A 26,388-nucleotide genomic window follows, 5' to 3' on the forward strand; every position below is an offset into this window, starting at 1 on the left:
CGGCCCCGTTGCTTTTCGGGCGATCCGACGCGATTGTCGGCGGAATGTGAAAACAAGACAGGCGCGGACGATGGCGGACGACCGGACCCTTTCCTTCGAGGACTTTCTTAAAGTCGAGATACGTGTCGGGACCGTGATCCGGGCCGAACCCTATCCGGAGGCGCGCAAGCCCGCGATCAAGCTCTGGATCGATTTCGGTCCCGAGATCGGGGAGCGCAAGACCAGTGCCCAGATCACCAAGCATTACGACCCGCGGGAGCTGCCGGGCCGGCAGGTTTGCGCCGTGGTCAATTTCCCGCCCAAGCAGATCGGCAAGTTCATGTCCGAATGCCTCGTCCTCGGTTTCGACGATGGGGCGGGGGATAACGGGATCGTCCTGATGACGCCCGACCGTCCCGTTCCGAATGGCGGGCGGATGCACTGAGCGCGGCTGCGGTATAGTTTTCGCATTGCGGAATATCCTGGTGCAGGCCTTTGCCAGACGGGCGTGGATTTCCGCTGTCGTTCCGTAATTTATTATTAAAAATCAACAAGTTGAATAATGTGTTTGGCAAAAGAACGTTTCAATATTTCCGCAGAGCGGAATTAAAACCCGTATGTTCGCTTGACTTGGCTTCCGCGTGATTGCTTTGCTCTGCGGCATGGTCGCCGTCCCCCATCGCGGGCGCGCGATTGGCGACACCCGATAATAGACGGTTCGACAAGTCACTGGGAGGAAACGGAGAATGAAACGTAAACTGTTCGTGCCCGCTATCGCCGCGGCGGCCGCCTTGTTCACCATCCCGGCGAAGGCCGATAGTCTGACGCTGCTGAGCAGTTGGGACGAGAGCTATAATGCCGTGCCGGTATTCGCGCAGGCCTTCGCCGAGCGTCTGACGGAGGAATCCGGCGGCGACCTCGCCGTGGAATTGCGTGGTCCGGAGACGGTACCGCCCTTCGAGCAGCTTCAGCCGGTCTCGACCGGGCTGTTCGACATGCTGTTCACGCACGGTGCCTATCACCTGGGCGAGACGCCGATGGCCTTCGGCATGGACGCGGTCGCGGACGACCCGCAGGCGCGCCGGGAAAGCGGCGTGTTCGATGTCATCGACGCGCATTACAATAAGCGGAACCTGAAGTTGATCGGCGTGTTCTCCGCCGCGTCGGGCTATCATATCCTGCTGAACGAGCCGATCGGCGAGGACGGCGCGCTCGAAGGACGGAAGATCCGGGCCTCCGGCACCTATCACGATCTGGTTCAGGAGCTGGGCGGCTCCGTCGTCACCCTGCCGGCGAGCGAGATCTATTCCGCGCTGGAGCGTGGTGTCGTCGACGGCGCGGCCTGGCCGGTCTTCGGCGCGATGGACTATAAGTGGTTCGAGGTCGCCGACTACATGACCCGCCCGACCTTCGGCGTGACGAACCTGTCGCTGTTCATGAACCTCGATACCTGGAACGACCTTTCCGACGATCAGCGGACGATGGTGGTCGATATCGCCAAGGACCTGGAGGTCGAGGGGCGTCTGCACTTCGAGGAGCTTTGGGCCAAGGAGGATCGGGCGATGCAGGATGCCGGCCTGGCCCCGACCCAGTTCGGCCCGGAAGTGGCCGAGCAGATCGACGGCATCTTCGCCGCCGGCATCTGGAAGAAGGTGGAAGGCGGCGCCGGCGAGGACGGCAAGGCGTTCCACGCGCTGGCTCTTGAGAAAGGCCTCACGGCCGAATAAGGGAACGATCTTTCGTTCTCTTGCGAGGAGTCGGAATGCGCACGCTCTTGCGCTTGCATGACGGGTTGACCGGCGTCGGTTTCTGGGGGGCCGCCCTGGCGGTGGCCTACCTGACGCTGGTGACGGCGTGGGAGGTCTTCGGTCGCTACGCGCTGAACGCGCCGAGCGACTGGGCCCCGGACACCGCGGCGGTCAGCTTCGCCATGATCACCTTCCTTGCGGTCCCGATGGTGACGCGCAACGCGCAACATGCGCGGATGGGCTTCATCGTTGATGGTCTGGACCCGGCGAAGGCGGTTTGGGCCAATCGCGCGACATTGCTCGTCGGGATCGGCTGTTGCGGTCTGTGTGCCTGGTATGCCGGGGTCGAGACGCTCCGCCAGGTGCAGCAGGGCGTCACCATCATCTCCGTCACCGAGATCCCGAAATGGATCGTCACCGGGACCATCGCCTACGGCCTGACCAGCACCACGCTTTATTTCCTCCGCCATTTCGCGGCCACGTTCCGGTCCGCGCCCGAATCCTCCCCCGAACCCGCCGAAAGCGGCGACGTCTGAAGGAGTCCGTCCCGTGGAATGGTGGCTGCTGCTTCTCGTCGCGTTCTTTCTCCTATTGGGGTTGTTCGCGACCGGCCTGCCGATCTTCCTGGCGTTCCTGGCGCTCAATCTATGCGCGCTGCTTTATCTGACCGGCGGGTTCGGGTCCGTCCTGCTGATCATCAATTCGATGTTCGATACGGGGACCAGCATCTCGTTGGCGGCGATCCCGCTCTTTATCCTGCTGGGTGAGATCCTGTTTCGCTCCGGCTCTGTCCACATCCTGTTCAACGCGGTGGATTCGCTGATCGGCAATATCCGCGCGCGGCTCTATGCGGTCGCGATCGCGCTTTCGACGATCTTCGGCGCGTTGTCGGGATCGGCCATGGCGGTGGCCGCGATGATGGGGTCCTCCCTGCTGCCGGAGATGCGCAGCCGCGGCTATGACCGCAACCTGTCGGTCGGCGCGCTGCTGGCCGGGGCCAGCCTGGCGCCGATCATCCCGCCCAGCGTCATGGCGGTCGTCCTCGGCATTCTGTCGAAGGTCTCGATCGCTTCTCTGCTGATCGCGGGCATCCTGCCGGGCATCCTGCTGGCGCTCGCCTTCTTCATCTATGTCTGGATACGCGGGCGGATCGATCCGACGCTCGCCCCGCTCAGCCCACGGGCCAACATGCCGGCGCGCGAGCGTGTCGCCGCCGTCCTGCGCGCCGCGCCGTTCCTGCTCATCATCGCCTCGATCCTCGGCTTCATCCTGGCCGGGATCGCCACCCCGACGGAGGCCGCTGCGGTCGGTTGCGTCACGGCGGTCGTGATCTGCACGCTTCTCGCCGAGCTGACCTGGGAAAAGCTGGTCGCCTGCGTGCGGTCGACGGCCTCCATCACGACCGTCGTGACGACGATCATGGTGTCCTCCGTCTCCTTCAGTCAGGTGCTGAACATGACCGGCGCGACCTTCAAGCTGGTCGAGGCCGTCACCTCCCTGGATCTGCCGACGGTGGTGATGTTCATCCTGCTGCAGATCCTGCCCTTCGTCCTGTGCATGTTCATCGACCAGATCGCGCTGATGATCATGCTGGTTCCGCTCTACGCGCCGATCGTCCTGGCGCTGGGCTTCGATCCGGTGTGGTTCTGGACGATCTTCCTGATCAACATGTCGATCGGCGGGATCACGCCGCCCTTCGGCTATACCCTTTTCGCGCTGCATGGGGTGACGCACGACGTGCCGCTGCAGTCGGTCTTCCGCGCGGTGCTGCCCTTTATCGGCATCTTCGTGCTGGTGATCGCGCTGCTGGCGATCTTCCCCGATATCGTGCTGTTCCTGCCGTCCTTCCTCTAGAGCGCCTCGCATCGATAGGGCGCCTCGCATCGACCGCTTAATCAATACCAAGGGAAACGAACCATGGATCTCGGCATCTCCGGTCTGAACGCGCTGCTCCTCGGCAGTTCCCAGGGGCTCGGCCTGTCCTGCGCCCAGTCGTTGGTGGAAGCCGGCGCGCGGGTCGTCGTCAACGGCCGCGACGCGGACAAGGTGGCGGGCGTCGCGGCACGGATCGGCGCCGTGGGATCGGTTGCAGGCGATGTTTCCGACCCGGACGGCCGCCGCGCCATTATCGAGCGCGCGCGCGAGGTCCTCGGCGGTCCGATCGCGATCCTGGTGACCAATTCCGGCGGTCCGCCGCCGGGGCCGCTGGAGACGCACGACCACGCGGTCTGGCTGAAGGCGTTGGAGGGCAACATGCTGGCGGCGATCGATTTCGCCGGTCTGGCGCTGCCCGACATGCGCGCGGCCGGGTTCGGGCGGATCGTCAATGTCACCTCCTTCACGGTGCGGGAACCCTATCCGAACATGGGGCTCGCCACCGGCGTGCGCGCGGGCCTGACCGGTGCCATGGCCAGCCTCGCCCGCGAGGTCGCGGCCGAGGGGATCACCGTCAACAATCTGCTGCCGGGCCTGATGGACACGCCCGCCCTGAAGCGCGTCTACGACGCCCAGGCGGAGCGTGAGAGCATCGCGCCGGAAGCCGCCAAGGCCCGGATGGCGGAAAGCGTGCCGATGCGCCGGCTTGGCACGGGCGAGGATTTCGGCCCCGTCTGCGCGTTCCTGTGCTCGCGCCTGGCGGGCTACATGACGGGGCAGAACATCACCGTCGACGGCGGGATCGTGCGCGGTCTGCTCTGACGGCGGCCCCCGCGCCGCGCGGCGGCGATCCAATCATTGCGGGACGAGGAGAGGAGGCATTCCCAGATGCGGGACATGAAGGCGGACGGCGTGACGCTGGGTATCATCGGGGCGGGCGCGATGGGATCGGGCATCGCCCAGGTCGCCGCGACCGGCGGAATCCGGGTTCTGATCCACGATGCGCGCGCCGGCGCGGCGGAAAAGGCGTGCGCGGCCATCGCGGCACGCCTGACCAAGCGCGCGGAAGCCGGCAAGATGGATCGCGCGGAGGCGGAGGCCGCCATCGCGCGGCTCGGCGCAGCCGAGGGCATGGCCGACATGGCGCCCTGCGACGTGGTGATCGAGGCGGTGATCGAGGATCTGGCGGTCAAGCGCGCCGTCTTCGCGGAGCTGGAGGGCGTTGTCGCCCCGGATGCGATCCTGGCCTCCAACACCTCCTCCCTGCCGATCGGGGCGATCGCCGCTTCCTCGACGCACCGCGGGCGGATCGCGGGCATGCATTTCTTCAACCCCGTGCCGGTCATGAAGCTGGTCGAGGTGATCCGCGCGCCGGAGACGACGGACGATGTCCACGCGGCGCTGATGATCCTGGCCGAGCGGATGGGGCGCACCCCGGTGGCGGTCCGGGACACGCCCGGCTTTCTCGTCAATTTCGGCGGCCGCGCCTATCCGACGGAGGCGCTGGCGATCCTGCATGAGCGGGTGGCCGAGCCGGCCGCCATCGACGCGGTCATGCGCGACGGCTTCGGCTTCCGCATGGGACCGTTCGAATTGATGGATCTGACCGGAATCGACGTGAACTATCCGGTGACCCGATTCGTGCATGAAAGCGCCTTCGGCGATCCGCGCCTGCGGTCCACGCCCGCGCATCGCTATCTGTTCGAGACCGGGAGCCTGGGGCGGAAGAGTGGGCGCGGCTTCTTCGCCTATGATGCGGACGGAAAGGCCCTGGCCCACCCCGACAGCGGAAGCACGGCCGAACCCGCCGCCGCCGTGGTGCTGGACGGGGACGATCCGGTGTTGCGGGATCTCGTGCTGGCCAGCGGCGCGACGATCCTCGACGCGGACGACGGCGTCGCGCCGGTCCTGGCCGCGCCGCTGGGGGAGGACGCGACGGCCCATGCCGTGCGGCGGGGGCTCGACGCGCGGCGGCTCGTCTGTCTCGACACGGTGCCCGATACCTCGGTCCGCGTCACGCTGATGACCGCGCCCGGCGCCGATCCGGCCATCCGGGATTCGGTGATCGCGCGCTTCGCCATGGCGCGGAAGGTAACCGCCATTCAGGATTCCCCCGGCTTCATCGCCCAGCGCATCGTCGCGATGGTCGCCAATCTGGGTTGCGAGATGGCGCAGACCGGCCTCGCCGCGCCGGAAGATATCGACCTCGCCATGCGCCTCGGCCTGAATTATCCGAAGGGGCCGCTGGAACTGGCCGACGCGCTCGGCCCCGACCGGGTGCTGGAAATCCTGACGCGCCTGCAGGCGCTGACCGGCGACGACCGGTACCGCCCCAGCCAATGGCTGCGCCGCCGCGCCGCGCTGGGCCGGTCCGCGCGAATGGCCGCCTAGCGCCTGATGATATCATCAGGCGCTAGCGCGCGATGCCGTTCCGGCGGTCAGGGTGCTTCCGGAGGTGGCAGGACGGGGCCGAGAATCCCGGCAACCTCCTTCAGCGCGTCGGCCAGCGTCGTGCGCATGGTCTCCTCCGAGACCGACCCGGTGGCGACCGGGATGGTCAGTGCCGCATATTCCCCGTTATGCAGGACCGGCACGGAAATGCCGCCGATGCCCGTGCGCCATTTGTTGCGCACGACGGCCGCGCCGTCCCGGCGGCAGGCCGCCACGGTATCCAGGAAGGACTTCGCGTCCTGCCCGTTGCGGGTCATGTCGGCGCGCACGCGGGCCAGCAGCATGCGCCGCTCGTCCTCCGGCAGGGCGGCGACCAGCGCGGCGCCCGCCGCCGACACCGGGATGCGCAGCCGCCCGCCCGTCGCCAGCCGCACGGCGACGAGATTCTCCCCCTCGATCACCGCGACGAAGATGATATGCAATTTGTCCCGCACGGCCAGCGCCGTGGTCTCGCCGGTGGCGTGGCTGAGGCGTTCGAGATGCGGGCGCGCCTGCTCCAGCAACCGCATCTCCGCCAGCACCGGATAGCCCAGCGTCAGGTTCTTCGGCGTCAGCTCATAGCCGCGATAGGCCCGGTTCAGCCGGATATAGCCCAGCACGGTCAGGGTGTGCGTCAAGCGGCTGATGGTCGAGGCGGCGAGGCCCGTCATCTTGGCCAGATCGCCGTTTCCGAGAGGCTTTTGCGAGCGTGACAAGGATTCCAGGATCGACAGGCCGCGCGCCAGCGACTCCACATATTGTCGGTCTCGATCGGCCATTTGCGCGCCCCTTCTTTTCCGCAGAGCGAAACCACTTTCCGCGATTCGACGTTGCAGCATTCTGATTTTTTCGGAAAGGTCACGCAAATAAAGAGGCATGCCATGGTCCGGTTCCGCCATGCGGAAAGCAACCCCCCGCGTGGGGTGACCGGCACCGGCGTTGGTTAGGGAAGGAGGCACCCGCGATGTTGACCGGTGACATGCTGCGCCGATCGGCCGACCGTTTTCCGGAGAAGCCGGCGATCCTTTGGGAGGGCTCTTCGCTCAGCTATCGCGATCTGGACGCATCGGCCAACCGGCTCGCCAACGCGCTGATCGCCGACGGCATGCCGAAGGGCGGCAAGGTCGGCATCATCTGCCGCAACCGCACCGAATACGCGATCGCCTTCTTCGGCTGCGCGCGTTCCGGCGCGGTGATCGTGAATGTCTCCGTGCTCTACGCGCCGGAGGAATTGCAGTATGTGCTGAACAAGGCGGATATCGAGCTTCTGTTCTACGAGGACGTGTTCGAGGAGAAGGTCGCCGCCGTCCGCGATCACCTGCCGAAGCTTCGCGCGACCGTGCGCATCGGCGGCGACGGGGGTGAGGATGCCTTCCGCGCCTATTTCGCCGATGCGCCCGACACCCCGCCGAATGTCGCGATCGACGAGGACGACGCCTTCTGCATGACCTATACCGGCGGCACGACCGGCCGTCCGAAAGGCGTGTTGTGCAGCCACCGCAACCGCGTCATCACCGCCCATACCGTGATGGTCGAGGAAGCGATCGACGAGCGCGACGTGGTCGGCATCGTCACGCCGATGTTCCATGTCGCGGCGCTGAACATCATGTTCCAGCCCGCGATCCTGGCGGGCGCGACCTGCACGCTGCTCAGCAAATGGAGCGTCGAGGGCTTCACCGCCATGGCGAAGGCGACCGGCATGACCGCCGCCTTCATGGTGCCGACGCAGGTCTCGATGACGGTCAGCGACCCGGCCTTCGATCCGGCCGATTTCGCGCCCTGGCGCAAGCTGTCCTTCGCCGGCGCGCCGATGCCCGATTGGGTCCAGGCGGAAATGATGAAGCGGCTGCCGGATGTGCGGATGACCCAGATATACGGCCAGTCGGAAATGGGGGTGCTGACCGCGCTGCGCCCCTGGTACCTGCCGGAGAAGCTCGGCTCCGTCGGCCGTCAGGCCTATAACGTCGATGTCGCGGTGATCGACGGCGCGGGCCGCCCCGTCAAGGCGGGAGAGATCGGCGAGATCGTCTCGCGCGGCGAGAATGTGATGATCGAATATTACGACGAGCCGGAGCAGACCGCCGCCTTCTGGAAGCACGGCTGGGCGCATACCGGCGACCTCGGCACGATCGACGCGGACGGCTTCATCACGCTGGTCGACCGCTCGAAGGACATGATCATCTCCGGCGGGGAGAACATCTATCCCAAGGAGATCGAGAACGCGATCTACGAGCATGACGGGGTGGCCGAATGCGCCGTCTTCGGCATCCCCGACGATAAGTGGGGCGAGGTGCCGGCGGCCTATGTGCTGCTGCATGCCGAGGCCGTGGTGAGCGAGGAGGAGTTGGTCGCCCATTGCGCCGAGCGTCTGGCGCGCTTCAAGCGGCCGCGCCTCGTCAAATTCGTGACGGACTTCCCGAAAACGCCGATCGGGAAGATCCAGAAGAACATCCTGAAGGAAGAGTACTGGAAGGGCCGGGAGAAGCAGATATGACCGATCGTTATTCGAAATATGAACGCCTGAAGTTCGACTGGCCCGCCGAGCGCGTGCTGCGCGTCACCATGGACAATCCGGGCCGCCTCAATTCCGCCGACCGGGTCATGCATGGCGAACTGGTCGAGGTCTGGCGCGACATCGATGCCGACCCGAATGTCGGCGCGGCGATCATTCGGGGCGCGGGCGATGCCTTCTCCGCCGGCGGGGACCTCGACCTGGTTCAGGAGATGACGGAGGATTTCGACACCCTGACCCGGGTTTGGAAGGAGGCGCGCGACCTCGTCTACAATCTGGTCAATTGCTCGAAGCCGCTGGTCTCGGCGATGGAGGGGCCGGCCGTCGGCGCCGGGCTGGTGGCCGGGCTGCTGGCGGATATCTCCATCGCCTCGCGCAGCGCCAGGATCATCGACGGGCACACGCGCCTGGGCGTCGCGGCGGGCGATCACGCCGCCATCGTGTGGCCGCTGCTCTGCGGGCTCGCCAAGTCGAAATACTATCTGATGCTCTGCGAGCCGGTCAGCGGCGAGGAGGCGGAGCGCATCGGCCTCGTTTCCCTCGTCACCGAGCCGGAGGATCTGCACGACAAGGCGCTGGAGGTCGCGACCAAGCTCTCCAAGGGCTCGCCCACGGCGCTGCGCTGGACGAAATACGCGCTCAACAACTGGCTGCGCATGGCCGGGCCGACCTTCGACACCTCGCTCGCGCTCGAATTCATGGGCTTCAAGGGGCCGGACGTGAAGGAGGGGCTTTCCTCCCTGCGCGAGAAGCGCCGTCCGAACTTCACCTCCGACTGTCCGCTCTGACCCGGGGGAATCCAGATGGCCGAGGCATTCATCTGTTCCGGTGTCCGGACCCCGATCGGGCGCTATGGCGGCGCGCTATCCGGGGTGCGGCCGGACGATCTGGCGGCGGTGACGCTGCGCGCGCTGATGGCGCGTCATCCCGACATGGATTGGGAGCGGGTCGACGATCTCTTCCTTGGTTGCGCCAATCAGGCGGGGGAGGACAATCGCAACGTGGCCCGCATGGCCGGGCTGCTTGCCGGCCTGCCGGTGGCGGTGCCGGGGGCGACGGTGAACCGGCTGTGCGGCTCCGGTCTTGATGCCGTCGGCATGGCGGCGCGCGCCATCCGTGCCGGCGAGGCCGATCTGATGATCGCGGGCGGCGTTGAATCCATGTCGCGCGCGCCCTTCGTCATGGGCAAGGCGGACAGCGCATTTTCCCGCAAGGCGGAAATCCACGACACCACGATCGGCTGGCGTTTCGTCAACCGCCTGATCGAGCGCGCGCACGGTATCGAGTCCATGCCCGAGACGGCGGAGAACGTGGCGGCGGAATTCGATATCGCCCGCGCGGATCAGGATGCCTTCGCCCTGCGCAGCCAGCAGCGCACGCTGGCCGCGCAAGCGTCGGGGCGGCTGGCGCGGGAAATCGTTCCGGTCGAGATTCCCCAGCGCAAGGGCGACCCGGTCGTCGTCGCGCGTGACGAGCATCCGCGCGAGACGAGCCTGGAGAAGCTGGCCAAGCTGCCCACCCCCTTCCGGGAGGGCGGCTGCGTCACCGCCGGCAATGCCTCGGGCGTGAATGACGGGGCGGCCGCCCTGATCGTGGCCTCGGAAGCGGCGGCCGCGCGCCACGGCCTGACGCCGCTGGCGCGCGTGGCGGGCTTCGCCACCGCCGGGGTGCCGCCGCGCATCATGGGGATCGGGCCGGCGCCGGCCAGCCTGAAGCTGTTGGAGCGGCTCGGCCTCGCAATCGAGGCGATGGATGTGATCGAGTTGAACGAGGCTTTCGCGGCCCAGGCCCTCGCGGTGTTGCGCCAATTGGGGCTGCCGGACGACGCGGCGCATGTGAATCCCAATGGCGGGGCCATCGCGCTCGGCCATCCGCTCGGCATGTCGGGGGCGCGGCTCGCGCTTACCGCTGCCTTGGAGATGTCGGATCGCAAGGCGGCCCGCGCGCTCTGCACCATGTGCATCGGGGTCGGCCAGGGCGCCGCGATGGTTCTGGAGGCGCCGTGATGGGACGCATGGAGGCGGAGGACGCGAAGACCGTCCTGCTGGAGCGGCCGGAGCCGGGCATCGCCGTCGTGCGCATCAACCGGCCGGAGGTGCGCAATGCCCTGGACCTCGCCGTGCGGCGCGAGATGGCGGCGATCTTCCGGGATTTCGTCGAGGTCGAGGCGCTGCGCTGTGTCGTGCTGACCGGCAATGAGGAAAGCTTCGCCGCGGGGGCCGATATCGCCGACATGGCGGAGCTTTCGGCCGTGGATATGTATCTGCGTCACACCGAACGGCTCTGGGGCGCGATCGGCGATTGCCCGGTGCCGGTCATCGCGGCGGTCAATGGCTTCGCGCTCGGCGGGGGCATGGAACTGGCGATGCATGCGGATATCATCCTCGCCGGACGCTCGGCCCGCTTCGGCCAGCCGGAGGTGAAGGTCGGCATCATGCCGGGGGCCGGGGGCACGCAGCGCCTGACCCGCGCGGTGGGGAAGTTCCACGCCATGCGGCTGTGCCTGACCGGCGAGATGATCGATGCGGAGGAGGCCTATGGCATGGGCCTCGTCAGCCGCGTGGTGGAGGATGCGGAGGTCATGACCGCCGCGCTCGACATGGCGCGCCGTATCGCCGCCATGCCGCCCATCGCCGTCGCCCAGATCAAGGAAGTGATCCTGCAGGGGCCGGACGCCTCGCTCGACGCGGCGCTCGCGCTCGAACGCAAGGCGGTGCAACTGCTCTTCGCCACCCGCGACAAACGGGAGGGGATGAGCGCCTTCCTGGAGAAGCGCAAGCCGGACTATCTCGGCCGGTGATCATATCCGTCCCCCCTTGCCGCCATCCGGACGGCGTGCCGATCGCGGAAAGGGGGAGGCAGAGATCTCGGTGCCCTCATTGCTTCCGGTGGGATTCATCCGGACGGCGTGCGCGCGAATAGCTGTAGCGCGGGGTCCATTGGATCCCAGGCATGGCCGCACGCGCCATATGTGACTACTTTCGGATCGAACAGGGCCGGCTCGTCGAGGCTGGCGGCGTGAACCGCGATCACCTCCGGCATCGCGTCCAAGGTCAGATAGACCGGGGTGCCGCAGGTCGGACAGAAGCCGTGACCTTTTTCGAATCCGCTGTCGCCGACGATCCGCCACGTCTTCGTTTCGCCCATGATGGTCACCGCCGCGCGATTCGGAAAGGTCAGATAGGAGCCATGTCCCGTACCGCTTCGCCTTTGGCAATCGCGGCATTGGCAGTGGTTCTCGAAGATGGGGGCATCCTGTGTTTCGTAACGGATCGCGCCGCATGCGCACCCGCCGGTATAGGGCTTGGTCATCGGGATATTTCCTGTCGGTGGACATTACTTGGCCCCGCGAGGGGCGGGGCGCCCAGAGCCACGCTGTAGGCCACGCTGTAGGCCACGCTGTAGGCCACGCTGTAGGCCATGCCGTGGGTCATGCCGCCTTCGGCTTGGCGAAGATGTCGAGCCCATGGCCGGTTTCCAGGAGGGATTTCATGCTGGAGAGAACCACCGGCCACCCCCTGCCGATGCCGTTCGCCATCGCGCTGCCGGCTTCCAACTCGTCATGGGTGACGGTCAGCCGGACCATGCCCTCATAGTCCACGATCTCGAACGTCACCCGGCTGTAGGCGGCCGGATCGTCGGCTTGCGAGGCATTCGCCCAGGTGATGACGAGCCGTCGCGGCGGCAGGGTCTCGACGACCGTGCCGACGAGTTCGACGGTTCGCGCGTCATCGGCGCGGATATGTTCCCATCTCGATCCGGCCTCCCAGTCGGAGACGTTCTCATGGCCCCAGTAGCGGCGCGCCACGTCCGGTTTCGTTATGGCCTCGAACACTTTTTCCGGCGTCGAGAGGATATAGGTGACGTAAACGAAGCTGGTTGTTTCCCTGGTCATTATTCTTCTCCTTCGATTTCCTTCTTAAGATCGTGCAGCAGGCCGAGCCGCCGCCGTTCGAATTTCCGGACCCATCGCTCATAAACCTCGTGAAGCGGGACGGGGTTGATGAAATGCCGCTTCTCCCGTCCCCGCTTGACCGTGCTCACCAGATTGGCCGCCTCCAATATGCCGAGATGCTGGCTGGCGGATTGCCGGGCCATATCGAGATTCTCGCAAAGCTGGCCAAGCGTCTGGCCGTTCTCCTCGCATAGAAGGTCGAGCAACCTGCGCCGCGTCGGATCGCCCAGCGCCTTGAAAACCTTGTCCGCGTCCATCGGTCCTACTTACTCATGCTTCGGAAGAAATATGCAGGTAATTGCCTGCATGTCAAGATAACATGATGCGCGCCGGCGTAACGGGATGCTATGTTATAGTGTTCAAGAATAAAGGGAATATAGGATGTAGAAAATTGATCATTATGAAATTATATTGTGTAAAAATCATTTATTATTTATATTTATATTACAAGATATAGTATATTATAATAGTTTTCCAATAACCCTTTTAGAAATACTATCTAGGTGGGTAATATCGAAATTACGATCCAATGTGCTTTCCGCGAACTGTTTCTTTAAAGAATCGGGAACTCCGCGCGCATAAAACCAATCCGCAGTTCCCGGTTCTGCCGAAATCAACTCACCGCAAATCTTTTGACCAACAGAGGGCCAATAATCGCCGTTAATTTGCTTCTTCCAGTTTTCAACGTCAGATGTCTTCGCTGCAGATACCAATTCGAGACAAAGCGCCGCTGCGGGCTCCACAGGATATAAAAATTCTGCCGTGAAGAAGGCTTGGTCAGTCGCGATAGAACGACGGTGCATAAATTGTTTGAAATCCGCAGTTCGCTCTAAAACACAGACAAACGTGTTATCACTATGAGCTACTGGCTCCGAACTCGGTGCGGATCTAGCAAGCTTCTTAGCCGCGCCTCGTCCGGCCTTGTCGTCATCAAACAAGAAAAGTACCCTAGCCGAAGATGGAAAGCCGCCTTTCTCCAGTACCGCAGCAAGAAGTGCATCGGTAGTTTTTGGCGTTCCGCCCAGCGACTTAACCCCAATCTGGCCAGCAACCCCCAACCTTTCGAGAGATCGTTCGAATAGCGTTACGTCATGCGCTCCTTCGACGAAAAGGGTTGGCATGCGAAGTTGCTGGAGTTCGACGCGCAAGGCTTCGGCTTCCTGCTCCTTCGCCTTTAGTAATTCTCGTTGATCACCCAGTTGCCGAATAATAAACGGAAGTTGAAGTAACCCCGCTTGCTCCATTTTACGTTCGGCTTCGGATAGGTCATCAATCATCGTAGCCGCGTTTGCTGGTTGCATCGCACCCGTAACATCTGGAGTTTGCTTTGTAATAAAGTAGCGACTCACGGTACCTACTCCGATATCAACATTTGCGAGATAGAAGGCAGGTGAATGGCTGGTAACAAACACCTGTGTATCTGATCTTCCCGCAAAATCTGCAAACCTCTTAGCCTCAATCTCTGCCGCGCCGAGATCGAGGGAGTTCTCTGGTTCTTCAAATCCCCAAAGAAAGAGCTTTTTCCGGGGCTCGTTCTCATTGATAAATCGAATAAGTTCGGGAAGATGCCTAGCTTTTACACCATCTCCCTTCTGTCTCAGCATCGAATGACCATCTAAGCCATGTGCGAAGTCAAGATTTCGAAACAACCTGCTCATCTCAGAGGGGGGGGCAAGAGCAGCGGGTGCACCAAATAAATCCGTCAGTTGCTTTGAAAGGCTTTCAGTCTGACCGGCGATTGCCTGCACAAACTGATTGGTGGCATTCCGAAGCACCTCGGTCTCCGAAGCCGCACCATACATGCGTTCAATTAGGTCTGCATAAACATTAAGATCTTTAACTGCAGGAATATATGTAAAATCAATGTCGTTTAGGAACCGAGTCAATCTTGCTTGTTTCCCCGACGTGTCGAGTACAGGAAAGACGGTTTCTGACATGCCGCCATCACGGTTCCACTGCCTCTTTATTGTTATTTCTGAGCCAAGCACAGATCTATAATTTGATGGGACTTCAAAAGTAATTTTTATCCAAATAAACTGTCTCCCCTTCGCCTCCCTTGCTTCTTGCTTCCGCGTGTCCGATAAGTCTATGTCAAAAGCCAGATTTTGACCTGGATCAATTTGACCATTGAAAAACAAATTCAAGGCGCGCAGGAGATTGGACTTTCCACTGTCATTTCTCCCAAAAACTACATTTAAGTCCCCAACTTTATTAAGCACGGAGCTGTACAGAGAACGCAGGTAATTTATTTCTATTTTCTTTATAAGGTTCATGGTTCCCAAGATCTCCCGCCACAGCTTAGTTTTTTGCTTTGCATAGAACGGCCAGAAAGCAAATTTCACATACTAAAAGACACATGTGAAATGCCCATAGCTTACAGTACATTACTATCGAACCAAACGTCGGACAACGCATTACACGAAGCGAATATTATCCCCAAATCGTTAGTGATAATGGGGCTAGGCTTCGATCCTGTAGGCATTTTAGCTACGGGGAACACGCAATAGAAATTCGAACGTCCGCAAGAGGTGCTTGCTGCAATTGGTGATCTTCGAAACATACCAGGCGTAGCCTAGAAACGACGGTTCTTGTGCCTGTCTTGATGTGGGTGAGGTGATCGGCGGCGCATCTCACCATGGAGTGTAACCGGTGGGTAATGGCGGAGACGGACAGCGAAAGTTTAAACGCGCTGTTCGAAGCCATGGCCGATTGCGAAGATCAGCTAAAGCCTTTCAGTTCCGAGCTTTTCCCGGAGGGCGAACCGGAAGAGGGGGCAGAGATCGGAGGGCTGGAACCATGAGCGCGTCCAAGCCCTTCAAGTCCGCCGCCTCCGGTAGGCCCGGACGGCCCGCGCCGTTCTCAATCCGCCTGAGCGCCGATGAACGAGCCTATCTGGAGCGCAAGGCCGGGAACCGTCTGCTGGGTCGCTATATCCGCGCCAAGCTGCTGGGTGACGCGGAAACGCGCCGGAAGGCCGCCCGCGTTCCTGCCATCGACTACGCCATGCTGGGCCAGGTGCTCGCCGCTCTCGGCAAGTCGGAACTGGCAACGCATCTGTGCCTGCTGGCGGCCGCTGCCGAAGCTGGGCGGTTGGAACTGGCGGAACAGGATCGCGCCGCCCTCAAGGATGCCTGCGAAGACGTACGCGAAGTGCGGGCGCTGCTGGTGAGTGCCCTCGGCCTCAAGTCAGGCGGCCGCTCGTGATCCTTGTCGGCAATCCCAGAGGCGGTGCCCGCGATCTCGCCCGGCATTTGATGAAGGCCGAGAATGAGCGTGTCGAGGTGGCGGAGCTTCGCGGCTTCGTGGCGGATGATCTGGATGGCGCGTTTCAGGAAAGCTATGCGATCAGCCGGGGTACCAAGTGCAGGCAGTTTCTTTTTTCCCTCAGCCTCAACCCGCCCAAAGAGGCGCAGGTGAGCGCGGAAGACTTCTCACAAGCCATCGACCGGGTGGAAACCAAACTCGGCCTCACAGGCCAGCCCCGCGCCATCGTCTACCATGAAAAACGCGGTGATGATGGGGAAGTGCGCCGCCACGCCCATGCGGTGTGGAGCCGGATCGATGTGCAGGAGATGAAGGCGATCCCGCTGCCGCACTCCAAGCGCAAGATGCAGGACATTGCCCGCGATCTCTATCTTGAACATGGCTGGACAATGCCGCGCGGTCTGGCGGTCAGTGGCGCGCGCGATCCGCGCAACTTCACGCTCGCCGAATGGCAGCAGGCCCGGCGTATCAAGGAAGACCCGCGCGAAATCAAAGCGGCCTTTCAGGACGCATGGGCGATCTCCGATTCCAAAGCCGCTTTTACCCATGCCCTGCAAGAGCGCGGCTATTGGCTCGCGCGCGGAGACCAGCGCGGCCATGTCGCGGTAGACCGGCACGGCGAAGTCCACAACATCGCCAAGCGTGTGGGGGTGAAGACGAAGGACGTGCGAAGCCGCCTCGACGATGAAACAGCATTGCCCTCCGTAGCCGATACCAAGCGTGAGATCGCCAAGGTCATGCAGGAGAAGATGAAGGAATTCCAGCGCGAGGTCGGGAATCGGGAAGAGCGCGAGCGCAAGGAGGCCGAAGCCAAACGGAAGGCCCTCAAAGAACGCCAAGACAAACAGCGGCAGGTGCACCGGGACGCCGCCCGGCGCCGCCAGAAAGCCGAAGAGGAAGAGCGGCAGGCCCGCCTGCGCGGTGGTCTGCTCGGCCTATGGGACAGGATCAGGGGCGAGCGCAAGCGCACACTGGAGCGCAACGCACAGGAAGCCGAAGCCGCCCGCAGCCGTGACAAGGCCCAGCGCGACACCCTCACTGCCGTTCAACTCGCCCAGCGCCGTGAGGCGGTGAAGGAACGAACGCAGCAGCGCGAGAGAAACAAGGCCGTAACGCGCGATCTCACCGAAGACGCGAAGGTCTTCCAGAAGATGGAAACGGAGACCGATCAGGAGCGCGAAGCCCGCCGCGAAGCCTTCAAGGAAAAGCGCCGCAGACAAGAACGGGAACGCCCCCGCCGCCGCTCAAAATCGCGCGGCGGGCCGAGTCTGGATCGCCGATAGTTGCTAGAACGTGATTGCAAAATATGCGATCATACTGCCGCTAATTGAATACTGGAGGGGAAACGATGGCACGCTACTACGTCAACAAGAACGCCCAATCCAATGGCGATCACGAAGTCCACAAGGACGGATGCTCTTATATGCCTGCTGCCGAAAATCGGCTGTATCTCGGTGATTTCACCTCTTGCCGACCTGCTGTGACAGAGGCCAAAAAGCACTACGCACAGAGTAACGGATGTTACTTCTGTGCCAATGAGTGCCACACTAGCTAATAGATCAGGTTGCAGCCCTGCAACCCTGACCCTCTGGCGAAGAGTGGGGGTAGCAAAGGCAAGGAGGCTCCGAACGAGGCCCCGCGCCGCAAGGCGTGGATACGTTGGGATGCCTTGTCCGCGAGAGGGGCAAAGCCCCTTAGGAATTGACGCGAGTAATCGAAACCGAATGGCCAATCCCGTGCTTGCAAGAATCGCTTTATGATTGTCTGTCTATGCTGTCAGACGGGAAGGTTAGGCTCGGTGGAAGCTGTAAATGATGTATTCTGACGACAACCACTAAGAATACACCATAAACTGTCACGAATCTCTTACGTAAGGACGGTGTGGGGATGCGTAATACTGGAAATAGCTTAAACTGGCAGTTTGCGGCATGAGCGAACATTACCTAGGTCCTCTCTCGACCAGTGATGAAATCACTTCGGAGCTTCGGCGGCGAAAAAGCAAGGACCAACACAAGACGGTATCGGCCGCGAATAAGAAGCTCATCGCCGAAAAGGTTGAGATAGAGAAAAAAGATGGCTGGCGCATTGTTCGAAAGAACGCAAAGTCTACGCGGATGGCAAAGCCAAAGCCGGTAGACGAACAGCTGGAAGACGAGGTTTGGAGCATCCTCGCCCAGATGGGCTTCAAAGAGATGAGCAAGGGCCGTAATTTCACCATCGCAGTGGAGGACGGATTAGACCCTCGGCAGATCGACGTATTCGCCAAAGATGATGAGACAGTCATCATTGTCGAGTGCACCCAGCGTGAAACACCCGGCAAGAAGAACATGGCAAACCTGATCGAAAAGATCAGAGCTATCCGCGAACCGGCCTTCAAATCGATACGGAAGTTCTACGGGCAGCAAGCCAAGCTCAAGGTCAAGCATATCATCGCTACGAGAAATGTTGCTTGGAGTGAAGCCGACCTGAACAAATGCAAGGAAGCACAGATCACTGTCATCACGGACGGGGAGATCGATTACTACGCCTCGCTCGTCCAACACCTTAAGCAAGCTGCACGGTACCAGTTTTTGGCGCACATATTTGGGGGACAGAAGATCGACGGCCTCACGCGTAGGGTTCTGGCCACCCGCGGTAAAATGGGCGGAGATCCTTTCTATACTTTTCTAATCCCGCCAGACGAACTCTTGAAAATTGCTTATGTTGGGCACAAGGCTAGCCGAGATACCGAGAACCTTGAAACTTACCAAAGGCTGCTTCAGCCAAATCGTCTGAAAAAGATTGCTAAATTTATTAATGATGGAGGGAAGTTCCCAACGAACATTGTTATTAACCTGAAAACTGGCAAGAAGAGTGGCCTTAAGTTTGAGGAGATTGAGAAGTTCGATAATGAGACTCTGGGAAAGTTGCACTTACCCCCAAACTACGCATCAGCCTGGGTCATTGACGGTCAACATCGCCTCTATGGCTATGCATATGCAAGAAACATGGAGGGTTTTAATCAAGACACGTCCATGATTCCTGTTCTAGCCTACGAAAATCTGCCGGCTGATAAAGAGATGAATCTTTTCATCGACATTAACAGCAAGCAGGTCAAAGTTAGTCCGGGACTTTTAGTCGAGCTTTATGCCGATCTTCATTGGAAATCGACTGACGCTGAGAAAGCCTTCCAAGCTCTACTCTCGCGTATTGCTTCACGTCTTAACGCTGACAAAATTTCGCCTCTCAATGACAGGATGGTGGTCACAGGAAAGAAGAAAACGCAGTATCGTTGTCTTACGCAAACCTCGATACGTGATGGTCTCGGTGAGCGCGGCGCAAAGCTCCTAGGAACGCTCAGCAAGGGCTCGGTGGTACCTGGGCCGTTCTCTACAGGACAAGCTGATGCTTATGATGAGAATCTAAAAAAGGGTCTCACCGTTTTGTCTGATTGCCTGCGTATGTTTGCCGACCAGCTTCCGAGCCACTGGGAACTCGGAGACGGCCCTGGCGGCTATCTATGTACAAATAACGGACTGCGGGCACTCTTCCATATTATGAAGGACGTTGCCGATCATGTACGGCACAAGGACGGAATTGAACTATATGGGCTTGATGCCGATGCGACCTTCAATGCAGTAGAGCCCTATCTTCAGGTGCTTGTGGATTTTTTTAAGAATGCGTCAGATCAAGATATTCAGGTTTTCCGCCGAATTGGCTCCTCACTGACAGCCGTGCGCCAGCAGGCCTGGGGGATGGAAGCCCAAATCCAGAAAAAGCATCCAACGTTCAATCCAGCCGGACTGGAAGAGTATCTGGAGTCCCGTGATGAAGCCGGGACAGAAGAAGCGCGAACGAAGGTGCTGCGCATCCAGAGACGATTATTCGACTATGTCATCGAGACGCTGAAAAACCATTTTGGGACACATGACAGAGCGTGGTGGGTTAAGGGCGTCCCGTCGAAAATTCGCATCGATTGCAGCGCACGGTGGGAAGCCAAGGATCAGGAGGGGGAACCTGAAAGTCAACTCTTCCTGCAAAACTATGTCGATATCTGCGCACATAATTGGGACTTGGTGAAGGACGTCATTTCTCTCGATGAAAAGGACAAGATGGCAAAAACCAAAAATACAAAGTGGATTCGGGACTTAAACGACATCCGCAACAAAGTCGCTCATCCCGAACAGGGTGTTCTGGACGCTGACCAAGTAGCGTTTGTCAAAGATATCTATGACAAGGTCGAGAAACACTTCCCTGCTGAGTCCTCGCAAACGCAGCCCGCCGTCTAAGGGGTGACAGTGTCTAGCGAGCGCTCGAGAAACGATATCAAGTTCTGGATCGACAAGCGCTACCTCTGTAGGTAGGGTGACACGAAACACGAGATGAGGCAGACCATGGCCAACAAGAACATCCTTCTTGTCGAACCAGGGTACCGCAACAAGTACCCGCCACTTGGGCTCATGAAGATTGCCCAATACCACGGGCCGCAGGGTAAGAAAGATCATGTTCGGTTTGTAAAAGGTGAAGACCCTTCCGCTTACCAAACTGCCTGGGACCGTATCTACATCACCACTCTCTTCTCTTTCGAGTGGGAGCGGACTGCCCGTAGCATCGACTACGCCCTTGATCTCACGGGCGGCCAAGCACATCGCGTTTTCGTAGGCGGCATTGCCGCCTCTCTCATGCACGACAAGTATATCTCTGAGCCACGATGGCGAGGTGTGCGATTTATTAAGGGATTGCTTGGGCAGGCTCCAGCCACCTCATTGCAACTCGACCCGTTTGAGGAAGAACTCTATGCCGATGATGTACATGGGAAGCCCATCGAAGATTTGGTGCCTGACTACAGCATCCTCGATCACATCTCCTATGAATACCCCGTATCGGACGCATACTTTACCTATGCGTCTCGCGGCTGTGTTCGTAAATGTGCCTTTTGCGGGGTACCAACACTTGAGGGGATGCAGCGCGATACGAACTCGCTCACTGAAGTCGTAGAAGGCGTCAGCAAGCTCTACGGAGAAAAGCGCGACCTCATTCTAATGGACAATAATGTCGTAGCGTCCGCGAACTTCAAAGATATCATTGCCGAGATAATCGATTTGGGTTTCGAGCGTGGGGCAAAGCTCAAGCGCGGGCGTTACGAACTCCAACGCCGCGTGGACTTCAATCAGGGTGTAGATGCTCGCATCCTTTGCAAAGACCCCATGTATTTGCAGCAACTTGCGCGGATTGCCTTGAAGCCACTTCGTATTGCGTTCGACCATCTAGGCGTCAAAAAACCCTATGCCCAAGCCATTCGCTATTCAGCTGACGCGGGCATCACCGAGTTGTCCAACTACATGCTGTATAATTTCAAAGACAGTCCGCAGGATTTGTTCGAGCGGATGCGTCTAAACGTTGAGTTGAATGAAGAATTGGGAATCCGTATCTTCTCTTTTCCCATGCGATATCAGCCTGTGGATCGCCAGGATAGGGGGCATATAGGATCGAAATGGAACTCCTACTATTTGCGCTCCATGCAAGTTATCCTGCAAGCGACACATGGAATTGTAAGTGGCGCCCCCGAGTTCTTTCGCAAGGCGTTCGGCGACACCTATGAAGAGTTTGAGGGCATTTTGCTCCGCCCTCACCACTACATTTTTAATCGCTATTGGTATGAGCAGTTCGACGGGCGGGCAGAGTTTGACTCATTTCTGTCAGTAATGGCGTCACTCTCGTACGGTGAGAAATCTGAGCTTATCGAGTATCTGTGCAGCCGTGAAAAAGGCGACTACGAGCGTGACTTGAACGCGCTTGCCGTAGGCAAGCTGCGTGATGCGGCACGTTTCTTCGTTCCCATGACCAAAGCAGATGAAGCGCGGATTTGGCAGGCTCAAAAGCAGCGTCGCAACGAAGACCTAGGTGCCTATCTGGTGCCAGAGGACGAGCGAGTTGAGGATGCTGCGCTGACAGACCAAGATGTGCAACCAGGTACGAGGGTCGATCGAGAAGTCAAAAACATCACAGAGATTTACGCGTGATCAAAGGGAGCATCGCGCCATGATCGAAGCAGAGAAGATCGCCGACGATGGCTTCGACGAAACAGATGTGTTCGTCGGGAAGGATGTGTTGGACCTGCTGAGCAGTTCGATGTACGTCAATCCACTTTCGATCTTCCGCGAATACGTGCAGAATGCAACCGATGCCATTGACGACGCCGTGAAGGTAGGCTTGCTGCCGTCTATTGATCATGGACGGATCGAAGTCAATCTTGATCATATCGACCGTCGCGTTGTGATCCGTGACAACGGCATCGGTCTCGCCAATAATGAATTCTCCAAGCGTATGCTGTCCTTCGGTGCAAGCGTGAAGCGTGGCACAGATGCACGCGGCTTCCGTGGCGTTGGTCGACTCTCAGCCCTGGGCTACGTGCAGCAGCTTGTATTCCGCTCTCGTACAAAGGGCGATACTAAAGTGCTTGAAGCATCTTGGGATGGTCGTGCGGTCAAGCGTACGCTGGCATCTGCTGACGCTGACAGCAATCTGCAAACCATTGTCAGCGAGGCCGTAACTCTCAAGCGGCTCGAACCGGAGGATTACCCCGCGCATTTCTTCGAAGTGGAACTTGTCAAACCACGCCGAATTTCTAATGACAAGCTGTTGAACGAGGTGGAAATCGAGACCTTTATCAGCCAAGTCTGCCCATGCCCATTCTCTCCCGATTTTGCCTTCGGTGAAGAGATAAATGAGCTTCTCGCACCTCATGGCCGTGCCGGGAGATCCTATAACATCCACATAAATGGGATGGAGACGCCAGTATATCGTCCCTACAGCAACAAAGTCGCGTATTCAGATACTAAAACCTCGGCGCTGCGCTCTCTAAGGTGCTTCGAAATAGAAAGCATAGACGGGGGCACTGGCGCTATTGGGTGGCTGATACATCATGACTATCAAGGTGCTATTCCCGTCTCGCAGGGAGTGCGTGGTTTGCGCGCCCGAGTCGGGAATATCCAGGTCGGTCATGATCGCCTCTTCCTGGAAGTTTTCCCAGAAGATCGCTTTTGCTCATGGACGATTGGCGAAGTTCATGTGCTTGATGCACGGGTTGTTCCAAATGGCCGCCGTGACGAGTTCGAAGGCAACGCCCATCTCGACAACATTATCGCGCATCTTCGGCCAATCGGCGCTGAGGTCGCGCGAGAGTGCCGTTTGTCATCGCAAAAGCGCAATCGGCTCAAAACATTCGAACTCGCTGCCGACAAGGTCTATGAAAAACTGGAGATTCTTAAACAAGGTGCAATATCCGATCACTTAGCCAAATCTATCAAAGCTGAGATTGGCACGCTTCTCTCTGAGATGCGCAAGGTGGCCGAATTTGACCTTTTCGAGGATGAAGGACGCAGGGCGCTTAAAGGCCAACTTAGAGAGGCCGAGAAGGCTGTGGATGCGCACACGACCAAGTCAGATAGCGATGTTTTGGAAAGCGTACCCGCCCGTAAACGACCAACTTACAAGGAAGTCTTCGACCTCATTTATGATTGCTCCGTAAACCAGGTTGCGGCCAAGAGCCTGATCGACCGAATGCTCAATCGCTTATCGCGATCTTAGTTCGATAAGGCTGCTATCTATACCGGCACAGAACTCTCCCGCATAGTTGAACTGCGATGCGGCCGATGCGGCTCACCAAAGCCAGTTAGCAGGGGATTGCACAAGGGGCGGCACGCCCCTTTGCCGAGGATCGCGGAGCGACCGCAGCCAAGAGGCGCGGTATTACCGCGCACATCTTGCGTTTCACGTTTCACGAAGTGGGACGGTTTTGCGCGCAGCGCAGATGCGTTTCTCTCTGACCCTAATTTTCGCTTCAAATGAACCAACATCATTTAATTGGATGGAAACGGATGGACAAACGGAGGTGATTGTGAGACACTAAATTGGATAAAAACGGATGTATTAATGGATATCAGCTTTAAGACGGATACGCTTCGGATTACCGATGAGATATTAGCTCTCATCGCGGAGATCGACGAATTCAAAGGCGCGTGGCGGGCAATCGGGCGGATCGCCCCGGAGCGCCTGTCCTCGCTGCGCCGCGTGGCCACAATCGAGAGCATCGGCTCATCGACCCGCATCGAGGGCGCGAGACTGAGTGACCGCGAGGTCGAGGCTCTTTTGCGAAATATCGAGATCAAGGCATTTGAGACTCGCGACGAACAGGAAGTCGCGGGGTATGCCGAAGCAATGGATACGGTCTTCCAGAATGCCGAAGCCATCGCCCTCACCGAAAACCATATCAAGCAGCTCCACCGCGACCTGTTGCAATTTTCGGATAAGGACGAGCGTCATCGCGGCGAATACAAGCCCCTGTCCAACAATGTCGAAGCCTTCGGCCCGGATGGCGAGAATCTGGGCGTCATCTTCGAAACGGCTGCGCCTTTCGATACGCCGCGCCTGATGGGCGAACTGGTCACATGGGCGGCGGCGGAACTGGAAAGGGGTAAGCGCCACCGGCTATTGACGATTGCGATTTTCATCGTGGTTTTTCTCGCCATCCACCCTTTTCAGGACGGGAATGGACGGCTCTCACGTATTTTGACCACGCTGCTGCTTTTGCGGGCGGGATACGTATATGTACCCTATGGCTCGCTCGAAAGCATCATCGAGCAGAGCAAGGAAGGATACTATTTGGCCCTACGCCAGACGCAGGGCGAGATTTGGTCCGAAACTCCGGATTGGCACCCTTGGGTGACGTATTTCCTTGGGGCGCTAAAGCAACAAAAGGACCGGCTTGCGAAAAAAATCGAGCGCGAGCGTCTGATCCTGGGCGATCTGCCGGAACTCTCCCAGAAGATCCTCGAAATGGCGCGCGAACATGGGCGGCTGACCGTCGCCGATGCGGTCAAGCTGACCGGGGCCAACCGCAACACGATCAAGGATCATCTAAAGACGCTCACCCAGAAAGGGTTTCTGGAACGTCACGGGGCCGGGCGCGGCACATGGTACGGGATCGCCTGATAAAATGCAGGCTGCGCCTCGCTTGGGGTTGTGGGGCCTTTGTTCGTCCCGACGTGCTATTTTCCGCAGCCTGAGACGCTGTTGCCAAACACAAATGCTTTCGTTTCCGAAGGGGGCGGATACTCGGCTTCATGCGATCCGGCCCTATTTCATCCACTCAATCGTGATCGTCTTGTGACTGTAGACTGTCTTGTAGTTTGTGCACTGACTTCCCATTACACGTTCGCCCGGGGCACAATTGCAGCATGATATACAGTATGAGCCATGGGATGTGCATTGTTGTGATGAAGTTGTTTTTCCTTCGATTTCTGCAAAATCAACATTGCTCGGTAAGATCGATGCGCTTGTATCATTGTCACCTGTGATCAGTGAATTACCTGAGGATGCTTTTAGATCATACGAGCCTTCGCCAACTGTCTTATAGTAAGTAACCCCAGTGGGGAGATCGCATGTTTTTACACCAGACCCACTCTTAGAACATGACGAAATTGTAACCCCTTCATAAGCAGGGGCACCTCCGGTCGGTGCTGCAACACAGGATAGTGTGCTGCCGTCAGATGTTAGCATTTCTCCACTTTCGCAGATCGGCATAGACACTGTGCAGTCAACAGCGGAGCCATTCGAACGACAAAAGCCCCCGGACATCAGAGTCCCGACCTGAGGGTCGATTTCGCTCTCACCATTCATACTGACCCAGTTATCGCCATCGCAGCCCTCAAAGCGCGTATCCTCTGCATTGAAGCGCATGCTTCCGGCATGATCTGAATCGCAGGCCGAAGCATCATTATCCAGTGTGAACAGAACTTTCCCGGCGGAATCATATTCAAAGACTTCCTGCCATGTACTTCCGTTGCAAACGAGGAAGGCGGGACCGCCCCAAATGCTCGCCCCATCATCCGTGCAGGAGTCGCCTTGCGCGGGCATCGCAGCGTGGACGGGATGAGCAAAAACCAGAACCAAGCCTAATGCCAGCCACGCGGGAAGGGATTTAACGCTCATTTCTCCCCTCCTTTTTCAGCGCTCAGGTCTTTCAATGCGATTTCGCCATCGACATACAGGCCCGCTGCATTGATACGAACACGCTCATGCCCATCAATGATGATGTGCAGGCTTTCGGTCGTCTCATCGACCTTGATTAGCGATGCGTGACCAACGTTCACTGGGGTGTTGTTTTGACGTGTTTGATCGTGGCGGGGACACCATGCCCCCACGGCAAACAAGATAAAGAGAAAAACCAAAACAACTATAATTATTACTTCTTTTTTTATAATCATAAAAGGGTTCCTTTTTGCATTATTAAGTTAATTGTAGCATAAATCGCTCAAATAAATCACGATCATTATTTTTTGATTGCAAAACCAAGCGCTTCTCTACTTGATTGTCTCTCTTTTCCTATCTGAAGCGGCCCTTCTAGCGCCGATGGCAGAAGGGAACCTTTTTGCTTCATCCACAGCTTTGTAAGTCCCTGAATTTCGTATGTTATTCCTTTTCGTGCGGGGGTGCCTATGATCTCGCCATGAAAGTCGGCTACGCCCGTGTCTCCACAGACGACCAGAACCTTGATTTACAGCGCCACGCCTTATACCATTTCGCGCTGATCACCATTCATGGGCCCATTGTCGATATCCGATGGACATGATCTTCCACGGTTG

Annotated in this window: 24 protein-coding genes; 17 read left to right on the plus strand and 7 right to left on the minus strand. The window is 59.1% G+C overall.

Annotated features, from left to right (window positions below):
- Positions 1-70 precede the first annotated feature (70 nt).
- The 6 genes from KAJ83_RS17485 (at position 71) to KAJ83_RS17510 (ending at position 5,993) form a co-directional block, all read left to right on the plus strand.
- Positions 71-424, plus strand: a complete 354-nt coding sequence (locus tag KAJ83_RS17485) for a tRNA-binding protein (RefSeq protein WP_210683401.1) — start codon at positions 71-73, stop codon at positions 422-424.
- 301 nt (positions 425-725) lie between these two features.
- A complete protein-coding gene (gene dctP / locus KAJ83_RS17490; RefSeq protein ID WP_210683402.1) occupies positions 726-1,706 on the plus strand; it encodes a TRAP transporter substrate-binding protein DctP in 981 nt (326 codons plus the stop codon).
- Positions 1,707-1,741: 35 nt separating this feature from the next.
- Positions 1,742-2,263 carry a TRAP transporter small permease gene (locus KAJ83_RS17495; protein ID WP_210683403.1) on the plus strand — a complete coding sequence of 174 codons (522 nt, stop codon included), beginning with the start codon at positions 1,742-1,744 and terminating at the stop codon, positions 2,261-2,263.
- 13 nt (positions 2,264-2,276) lie between these two features.
- The gene (locus KAJ83_RS17500) at positions 2,277-3,581 is read left to right on the plus strand and encodes a TRAP transporter large permease (RefSeq protein WP_210683404.1); all 1,305 of its coding nucleotides are present in this window, start codon (positions 2,277-2,279) and stop codon (positions 3,579-3,581) included.
- Positions 3,582-3,644: 63 nt separating this feature from the next.
- On the plus strand, positions 3,645-4,424 hold the full coding sequence (locus tag KAJ83_RS17505) for an SDR family oxidoreductase (RefSeq protein ID WP_210683405.1): 780 nt from the start codon (positions 3,645-3,647) through the stop codon (positions 4,422-4,424).
- Positions 4,425-4,490: 66 nt separating this feature from the next.
- Positions 4,491-5,993 carry a 3-hydroxyacyl-CoA dehydrogenase gene (locus KAJ83_RS17510; protein ID WP_210683406.1) on the plus strand — a complete coding sequence of 501 codons (1,503 nt, stop codon included), beginning with the start codon at positions 4,491-4,493 and terminating at the stop codon, positions 5,991-5,993.
- Positions 5,994-6,040: 47 nt separating this feature from the next.
- Here the strand turns inward: KAJ83_RS17510 and KAJ83_RS17515 are convergent, their stop codons facing one another.
- The gene (locus KAJ83_RS17515) at positions 6,041-6,811 is read right to left on the minus strand and encodes an IclR family transcriptional regulator (RefSeq protein ID WP_210683407.1); all 771 of its coding nucleotides are present in this window, start codon (positions 6,809-6,811) and stop codon (positions 6,041-6,043) included.
- Between the two features lie 185 nt (positions 6,812-6,996).
- Here KAJ83_RS17515 and KAJ83_RS17520 point away from each other — a divergent pair, with 185 nt between their 5' ends.
- From KAJ83_RS17520 to KAJ83_RS17535, 4 genes are read left to right on the plus strand one after another with little or no spacing between them, the layout of a single operon-like run.
- Positions 6,997-8,526, plus strand: a complete 1,530-nt coding sequence (locus KAJ83_RS17520; protein WP_210683408.1) for a long-chain-fatty-acid--CoA ligase — start codon at positions 6,997-6,999, stop codon at positions 8,524-8,526.
- Positions 8,523-9,332 (plus strand): enoyl-CoA hydratase/isomerase family protein, encoded by an 810-nt coding sequence (locus tag KAJ83_RS17525; RefSeq protein ID WP_210683409.1) that lies wholly within the window; start codon positions 8,523-8,525, stop codon positions 9,330-9,332. Before KAJ83_RS17520 ends, KAJ83_RS17525 begins: the two co-directional genes overlap by 4 nt.
- 15 nt (positions 9,333-9,347) lie before the next feature.
- On the plus strand, positions 9,348-10,550 hold the full coding sequence (gene pcaF / locus KAJ83_RS17530; protein ID WP_210683410.1) for a 3-oxoadipyl-CoA thiolase: 1,203 nt from the start codon (positions 9,348-9,350) through the stop codon (positions 10,548-10,550).
- Positions 10,550-11,344 carry an enoyl-CoA hydratase-related protein gene (locus tag KAJ83_RS17535; protein WP_246484839.1) on the plus strand — a complete coding sequence of 265 codons (795 nt, stop codon included), beginning with the start codon at positions 10,550-10,552 and terminating at the stop codon, positions 11,342-11,344. Before pcaF ends, KAJ83_RS17535 begins: the two co-directional genes overlap by 1 nt.
- A 95-nt stretch (positions 11,345-11,439) precedes the next feature.
- Here the strand turns inward: KAJ83_RS17535 and KAJ83_RS17540 are convergent, their stop codons facing one another.
- From KAJ83_RS17540 to KAJ83_RS17555, 4 genes are all read right to left on the minus strand, one after another.
- Positions 11,440-11,856: a GFA family protein gene (locus KAJ83_RS17540; RefSeq protein ID WP_210683411.1), complete on the minus strand. Its 417-nt coding sequence runs from the start codon at positions 11,854-11,856 to the stop codon at positions 11,440-11,442.
- 118 nt (positions 11,857-11,974) lie between these two features.
- Entirely contained in the window at positions 11,975-12,439 is a 465-nt protein-coding gene (locus KAJ83_RS17545) for an SRPBCC family protein (protein ID WP_210683412.1), read from the minus strand.
- Positions 12,439-12,756 (minus strand): ArsR/SmtB family transcription factor, encoded by a 318-nt coding sequence (locus tag KAJ83_RS17550; RefSeq protein WP_210683413.1) that lies wholly within the window; start codon positions 12,754-12,756, stop codon positions 12,439-12,441. The genes KAJ83_RS17545 and KAJ83_RS17550 overlap by 1 nt, the downstream gene beginning before the upstream one ends.
- Positions 12,757-12,960: 204 nt before the next feature.
- Positions 12,961-14,772 carry an ATP-dependent nuclease gene (locus KAJ83_RS17555; RefSeq protein ID WP_210683414.1) on the minus strand — a complete coding sequence of 604 codons (1,812 nt, stop codon included), beginning with the start codon at positions 14,770-14,772 and terminating at the stop codon, positions 12,961-12,963.
- Between the two features lie 383 nt (positions 14,773-15,155).
- Here KAJ83_RS17555 and KAJ83_RS17560 point away from each other — a divergent pair, with 383 nt between their 5' ends.
- The 7 genes from KAJ83_RS17560 to KAJ83_RS17590 all read left to right on the plus strand — a co-directional run bounded on the left by KAJ83_RS17560 (position 15,156) and on the right by KAJ83_RS17590 (position 24,736).
- Positions 15,156-15,299, plus strand: a complete 144-nt coding sequence (locus KAJ83_RS17560) for a hypothetical protein (protein WP_210683415.1) — start codon at positions 15,156-15,158, stop codon at positions 15,297-15,299.
- Positions 15,296-15,703 (plus strand): hypothetical protein, encoded by a 408-nt coding sequence (locus tag KAJ83_RS17565; RefSeq protein ID WP_210683416.1) that lies wholly within the window; start codon positions 15,296-15,298, stop codon positions 15,701-15,703. The genes KAJ83_RS17560 and KAJ83_RS17565 overlap by 4 nt, the downstream gene beginning before the upstream one ends.
- Entirely contained in the window at positions 15,700-17,046 is a 1,347-nt protein-coding gene (locus KAJ83_RS17570) for a relaxase/mobilization nuclease domain-containing protein (protein ID WP_210683417.1), read from the plus strand. The genes KAJ83_RS17565 and KAJ83_RS17570 overlap by 4 nt, the downstream gene beginning before the upstream one ends.
- 645 nt (positions 17,047-17,691) lie before the next feature.
- A complete protein-coding gene (locus KAJ83_RS17575) occupies positions 17,692-20,031 on the plus strand; it encodes a DGQHR domain-containing protein (RefSeq protein ID WP_210683418.1) in 2,340 nt (779 codons plus the stop codon).
- A gap of 105 nt (positions 20,032-20,136) precedes the next feature.
- Entirely contained in the window at positions 20,137-21,765 is a 1,629-nt protein-coding gene (locus KAJ83_RS17580; protein WP_210683419.1) for a radical SAM protein, read from the plus strand.
- 19 nt (positions 21,766-21,784) lie between these two features.
- Positions 21,785-23,332, plus strand: coding sequence for an ATP-binding protein (locus tag KAJ83_RS17585; RefSeq protein ID WP_210683420.1), 1,548 nt, complete (start codon positions 21,785-21,787; stop codon positions 23,330-23,332).
- Between the two features lie 345 nt (positions 23,333-23,677).
- Entirely contained in the window at positions 23,678-24,736 is a 1,059-nt protein-coding gene (locus tag KAJ83_RS17590) for a Fic family protein (RefSeq protein ID WP_210683421.1), read from the plus strand.
- 144 nt (positions 24,737-24,880) lie between these two features.
- Here KAJ83_RS17590 and KAJ83_RS17595 read toward each other — a convergent pair whose 3' ends face one another.
- On the minus strand, positions 24,881-25,735 hold the full coding sequence (locus KAJ83_RS17595) for a hypothetical protein (RefSeq protein ID WP_210683422.1): 855 nt from the start codon (positions 25,733-25,735) through the stop codon (positions 24,881-24,883).
- A complete protein-coding gene (locus KAJ83_RS17600) occupies positions 25,732-26,010 on the minus strand; it encodes a hypothetical protein (RefSeq protein ID WP_210683423.1) in 279 nt (92 codons plus the stop codon). Before KAJ83_RS17600 ends, KAJ83_RS17595 begins: the two co-directional genes overlap by 4 nt.
- Between the last annotated feature and the right edge of the window lie 378 nt (positions 26,011-26,388).

Source organism: Marivibrio halodurans (genome assembly GCF_017963645.1).
GTDB lineage: Bacteria > Pseudomonadota > Alphaproteobacteria > UBA8366 > Aestuariispiraceae > Marivibrio > Marivibrio halodurans.

Bases quoted from the DNA above. Each gene is read 5' to 3' on its own strand.
- KAJ83_RS17485 (WP_210683401.1), top strand. From the start codon at position 71: ATGGCGGACGACCGGACCCTTTCCTTCGAGGACTTTCTTAAAGTCGAG.
- dctP (WP_210683402.1), top strand. From the start codon at position 726: ATGAAACGTAAACTGTTCGTGCCCGCTATCGCCGCGGCGGCCGCCTTG.
- KAJ83_RS17495 (WP_210683403.1), top strand. From the start codon at position 1,742: ATGCGCACGCTCTTGCGCTTGCATGACGGGTTGACCGGCGTCGGTTTC.
- KAJ83_RS17505 (WP_210683405.1), top strand. From the start codon at position 3,645: ATGGATCTCGGCATCTCCGGTCTGAACGCGCTGCTCCTCGGCAGTTCC.
- KAJ83_RS17510 (WP_210683406.1), top strand. From the start codon at position 4,491: ATGCGGGACATGAAGGCGGACGGCGTGACGCTGGGTATCATCGGGGCG.
- KAJ83_RS17515 (WP_210683407.1), bottom strand. From the start codon at position 6,811: ATGGCCGATCGAGACCGACAATATGTGGAGTCGCTGGCGCGCGGCCTG.
- KAJ83_RS17520 (WP_210683408.1), top strand. From the start codon at position 6,997: ATGTTGACCGGTGACATGCTGCGCCGATCGGCCGACCGTTTTCCGGAG.
- KAJ83_RS17525 (WP_210683409.1), top strand. From the start codon at position 8,523: ATGACCGATCGTTATTCGAAATATGAACGCCTGAAGTTCGACTGGCCC.
- pcaF (WP_210683410.1), top strand. From the start codon at position 9,348: ATGGCCGAGGCATTCATCTGTTCCGGTGTCCGGACCCCGATCGGGCGC.
- KAJ83_RS17535 (WP_246484839.1), top strand. From the start codon at position 10,550: ATGGGACGCATGGAGGCGGAGGACGCGAAGACCGTCCTGCTGGAGCGG.
- KAJ83_RS17540 (WP_210683411.1), bottom strand. From the start codon at position 11,856: ATGACCAAGCCCTATACCGGCGGGTGCGCATGCGGCGCGATCCGTTAC.
- KAJ83_RS17545 (WP_210683412.1), bottom strand. From the start codon at position 12,439: ATGACCAGGGAAACAACCAGCTTCGTTTACGTCACCTATATCCTCTCG.
- KAJ83_RS17550 (WP_210683413.1), bottom strand. From the start codon at position 12,756: ATGGACGCGGACAAGGTTTTCAAGGCGCTGGGCGATCCGACGCGGCGC.
- KAJ83_RS17555 (WP_210683414.1), bottom strand. From the start codon at position 14,772: ATGAACCTTATAAAGAAAATAGAAATAAATTACCTGCGTTCTCTGTAC.
- KAJ83_RS17560 (WP_210683415.1), top strand. From the start codon at position 15,156: ATGGCGGAGACGGACAGCGAAAGTTTAAACGCGCTGTTCGAAGCCATG.
- KAJ83_RS17565 (WP_210683416.1), top strand. From the start codon at position 15,296: ATGAGCGCGTCCAAGCCCTTCAAGTCCGCCGCCTCCGGTAGGCCCGGA.
- KAJ83_RS17575 (WP_210683418.1), top strand. From the start codon at position 17,692: ATGAGCGAACATTACCTAGGTCCTCTCTCGACCAGTGATGAAATCACT.
- KAJ83_RS17580 (WP_210683419.1), top strand. From the start codon at position 20,137: ATGGCCAACAAGAACATCCTTCTTGTCGAACCAGGGTACCGCAACAAG.
- KAJ83_RS17585 (WP_210683420.1), top strand. From the start codon at position 21,785: ATGATCGAAGCAGAGAAGATCGCCGACGATGGCTTCGACGAAACAGAT.
- KAJ83_RS17590 (WP_210683421.1), top strand. From the start codon at position 23,678: ATGGATATCAGCTTTAAGACGGATACGCTTCGGATTACCGATGAGATA.
- KAJ83_RS17595 (WP_210683422.1), bottom strand. From the start codon at position 25,735: ATGAGCGTTAAATCCCTTCCCGCGTGGCTGGCATTAGGCTTGGTTCTG.
- KAJ83_RS17600 (WP_210683423.1), bottom strand. From the start codon at position 26,010: ATGATTATAAAAAAAGAAGTAATAATTATAGTTGTTTTGGTTTTTCTC.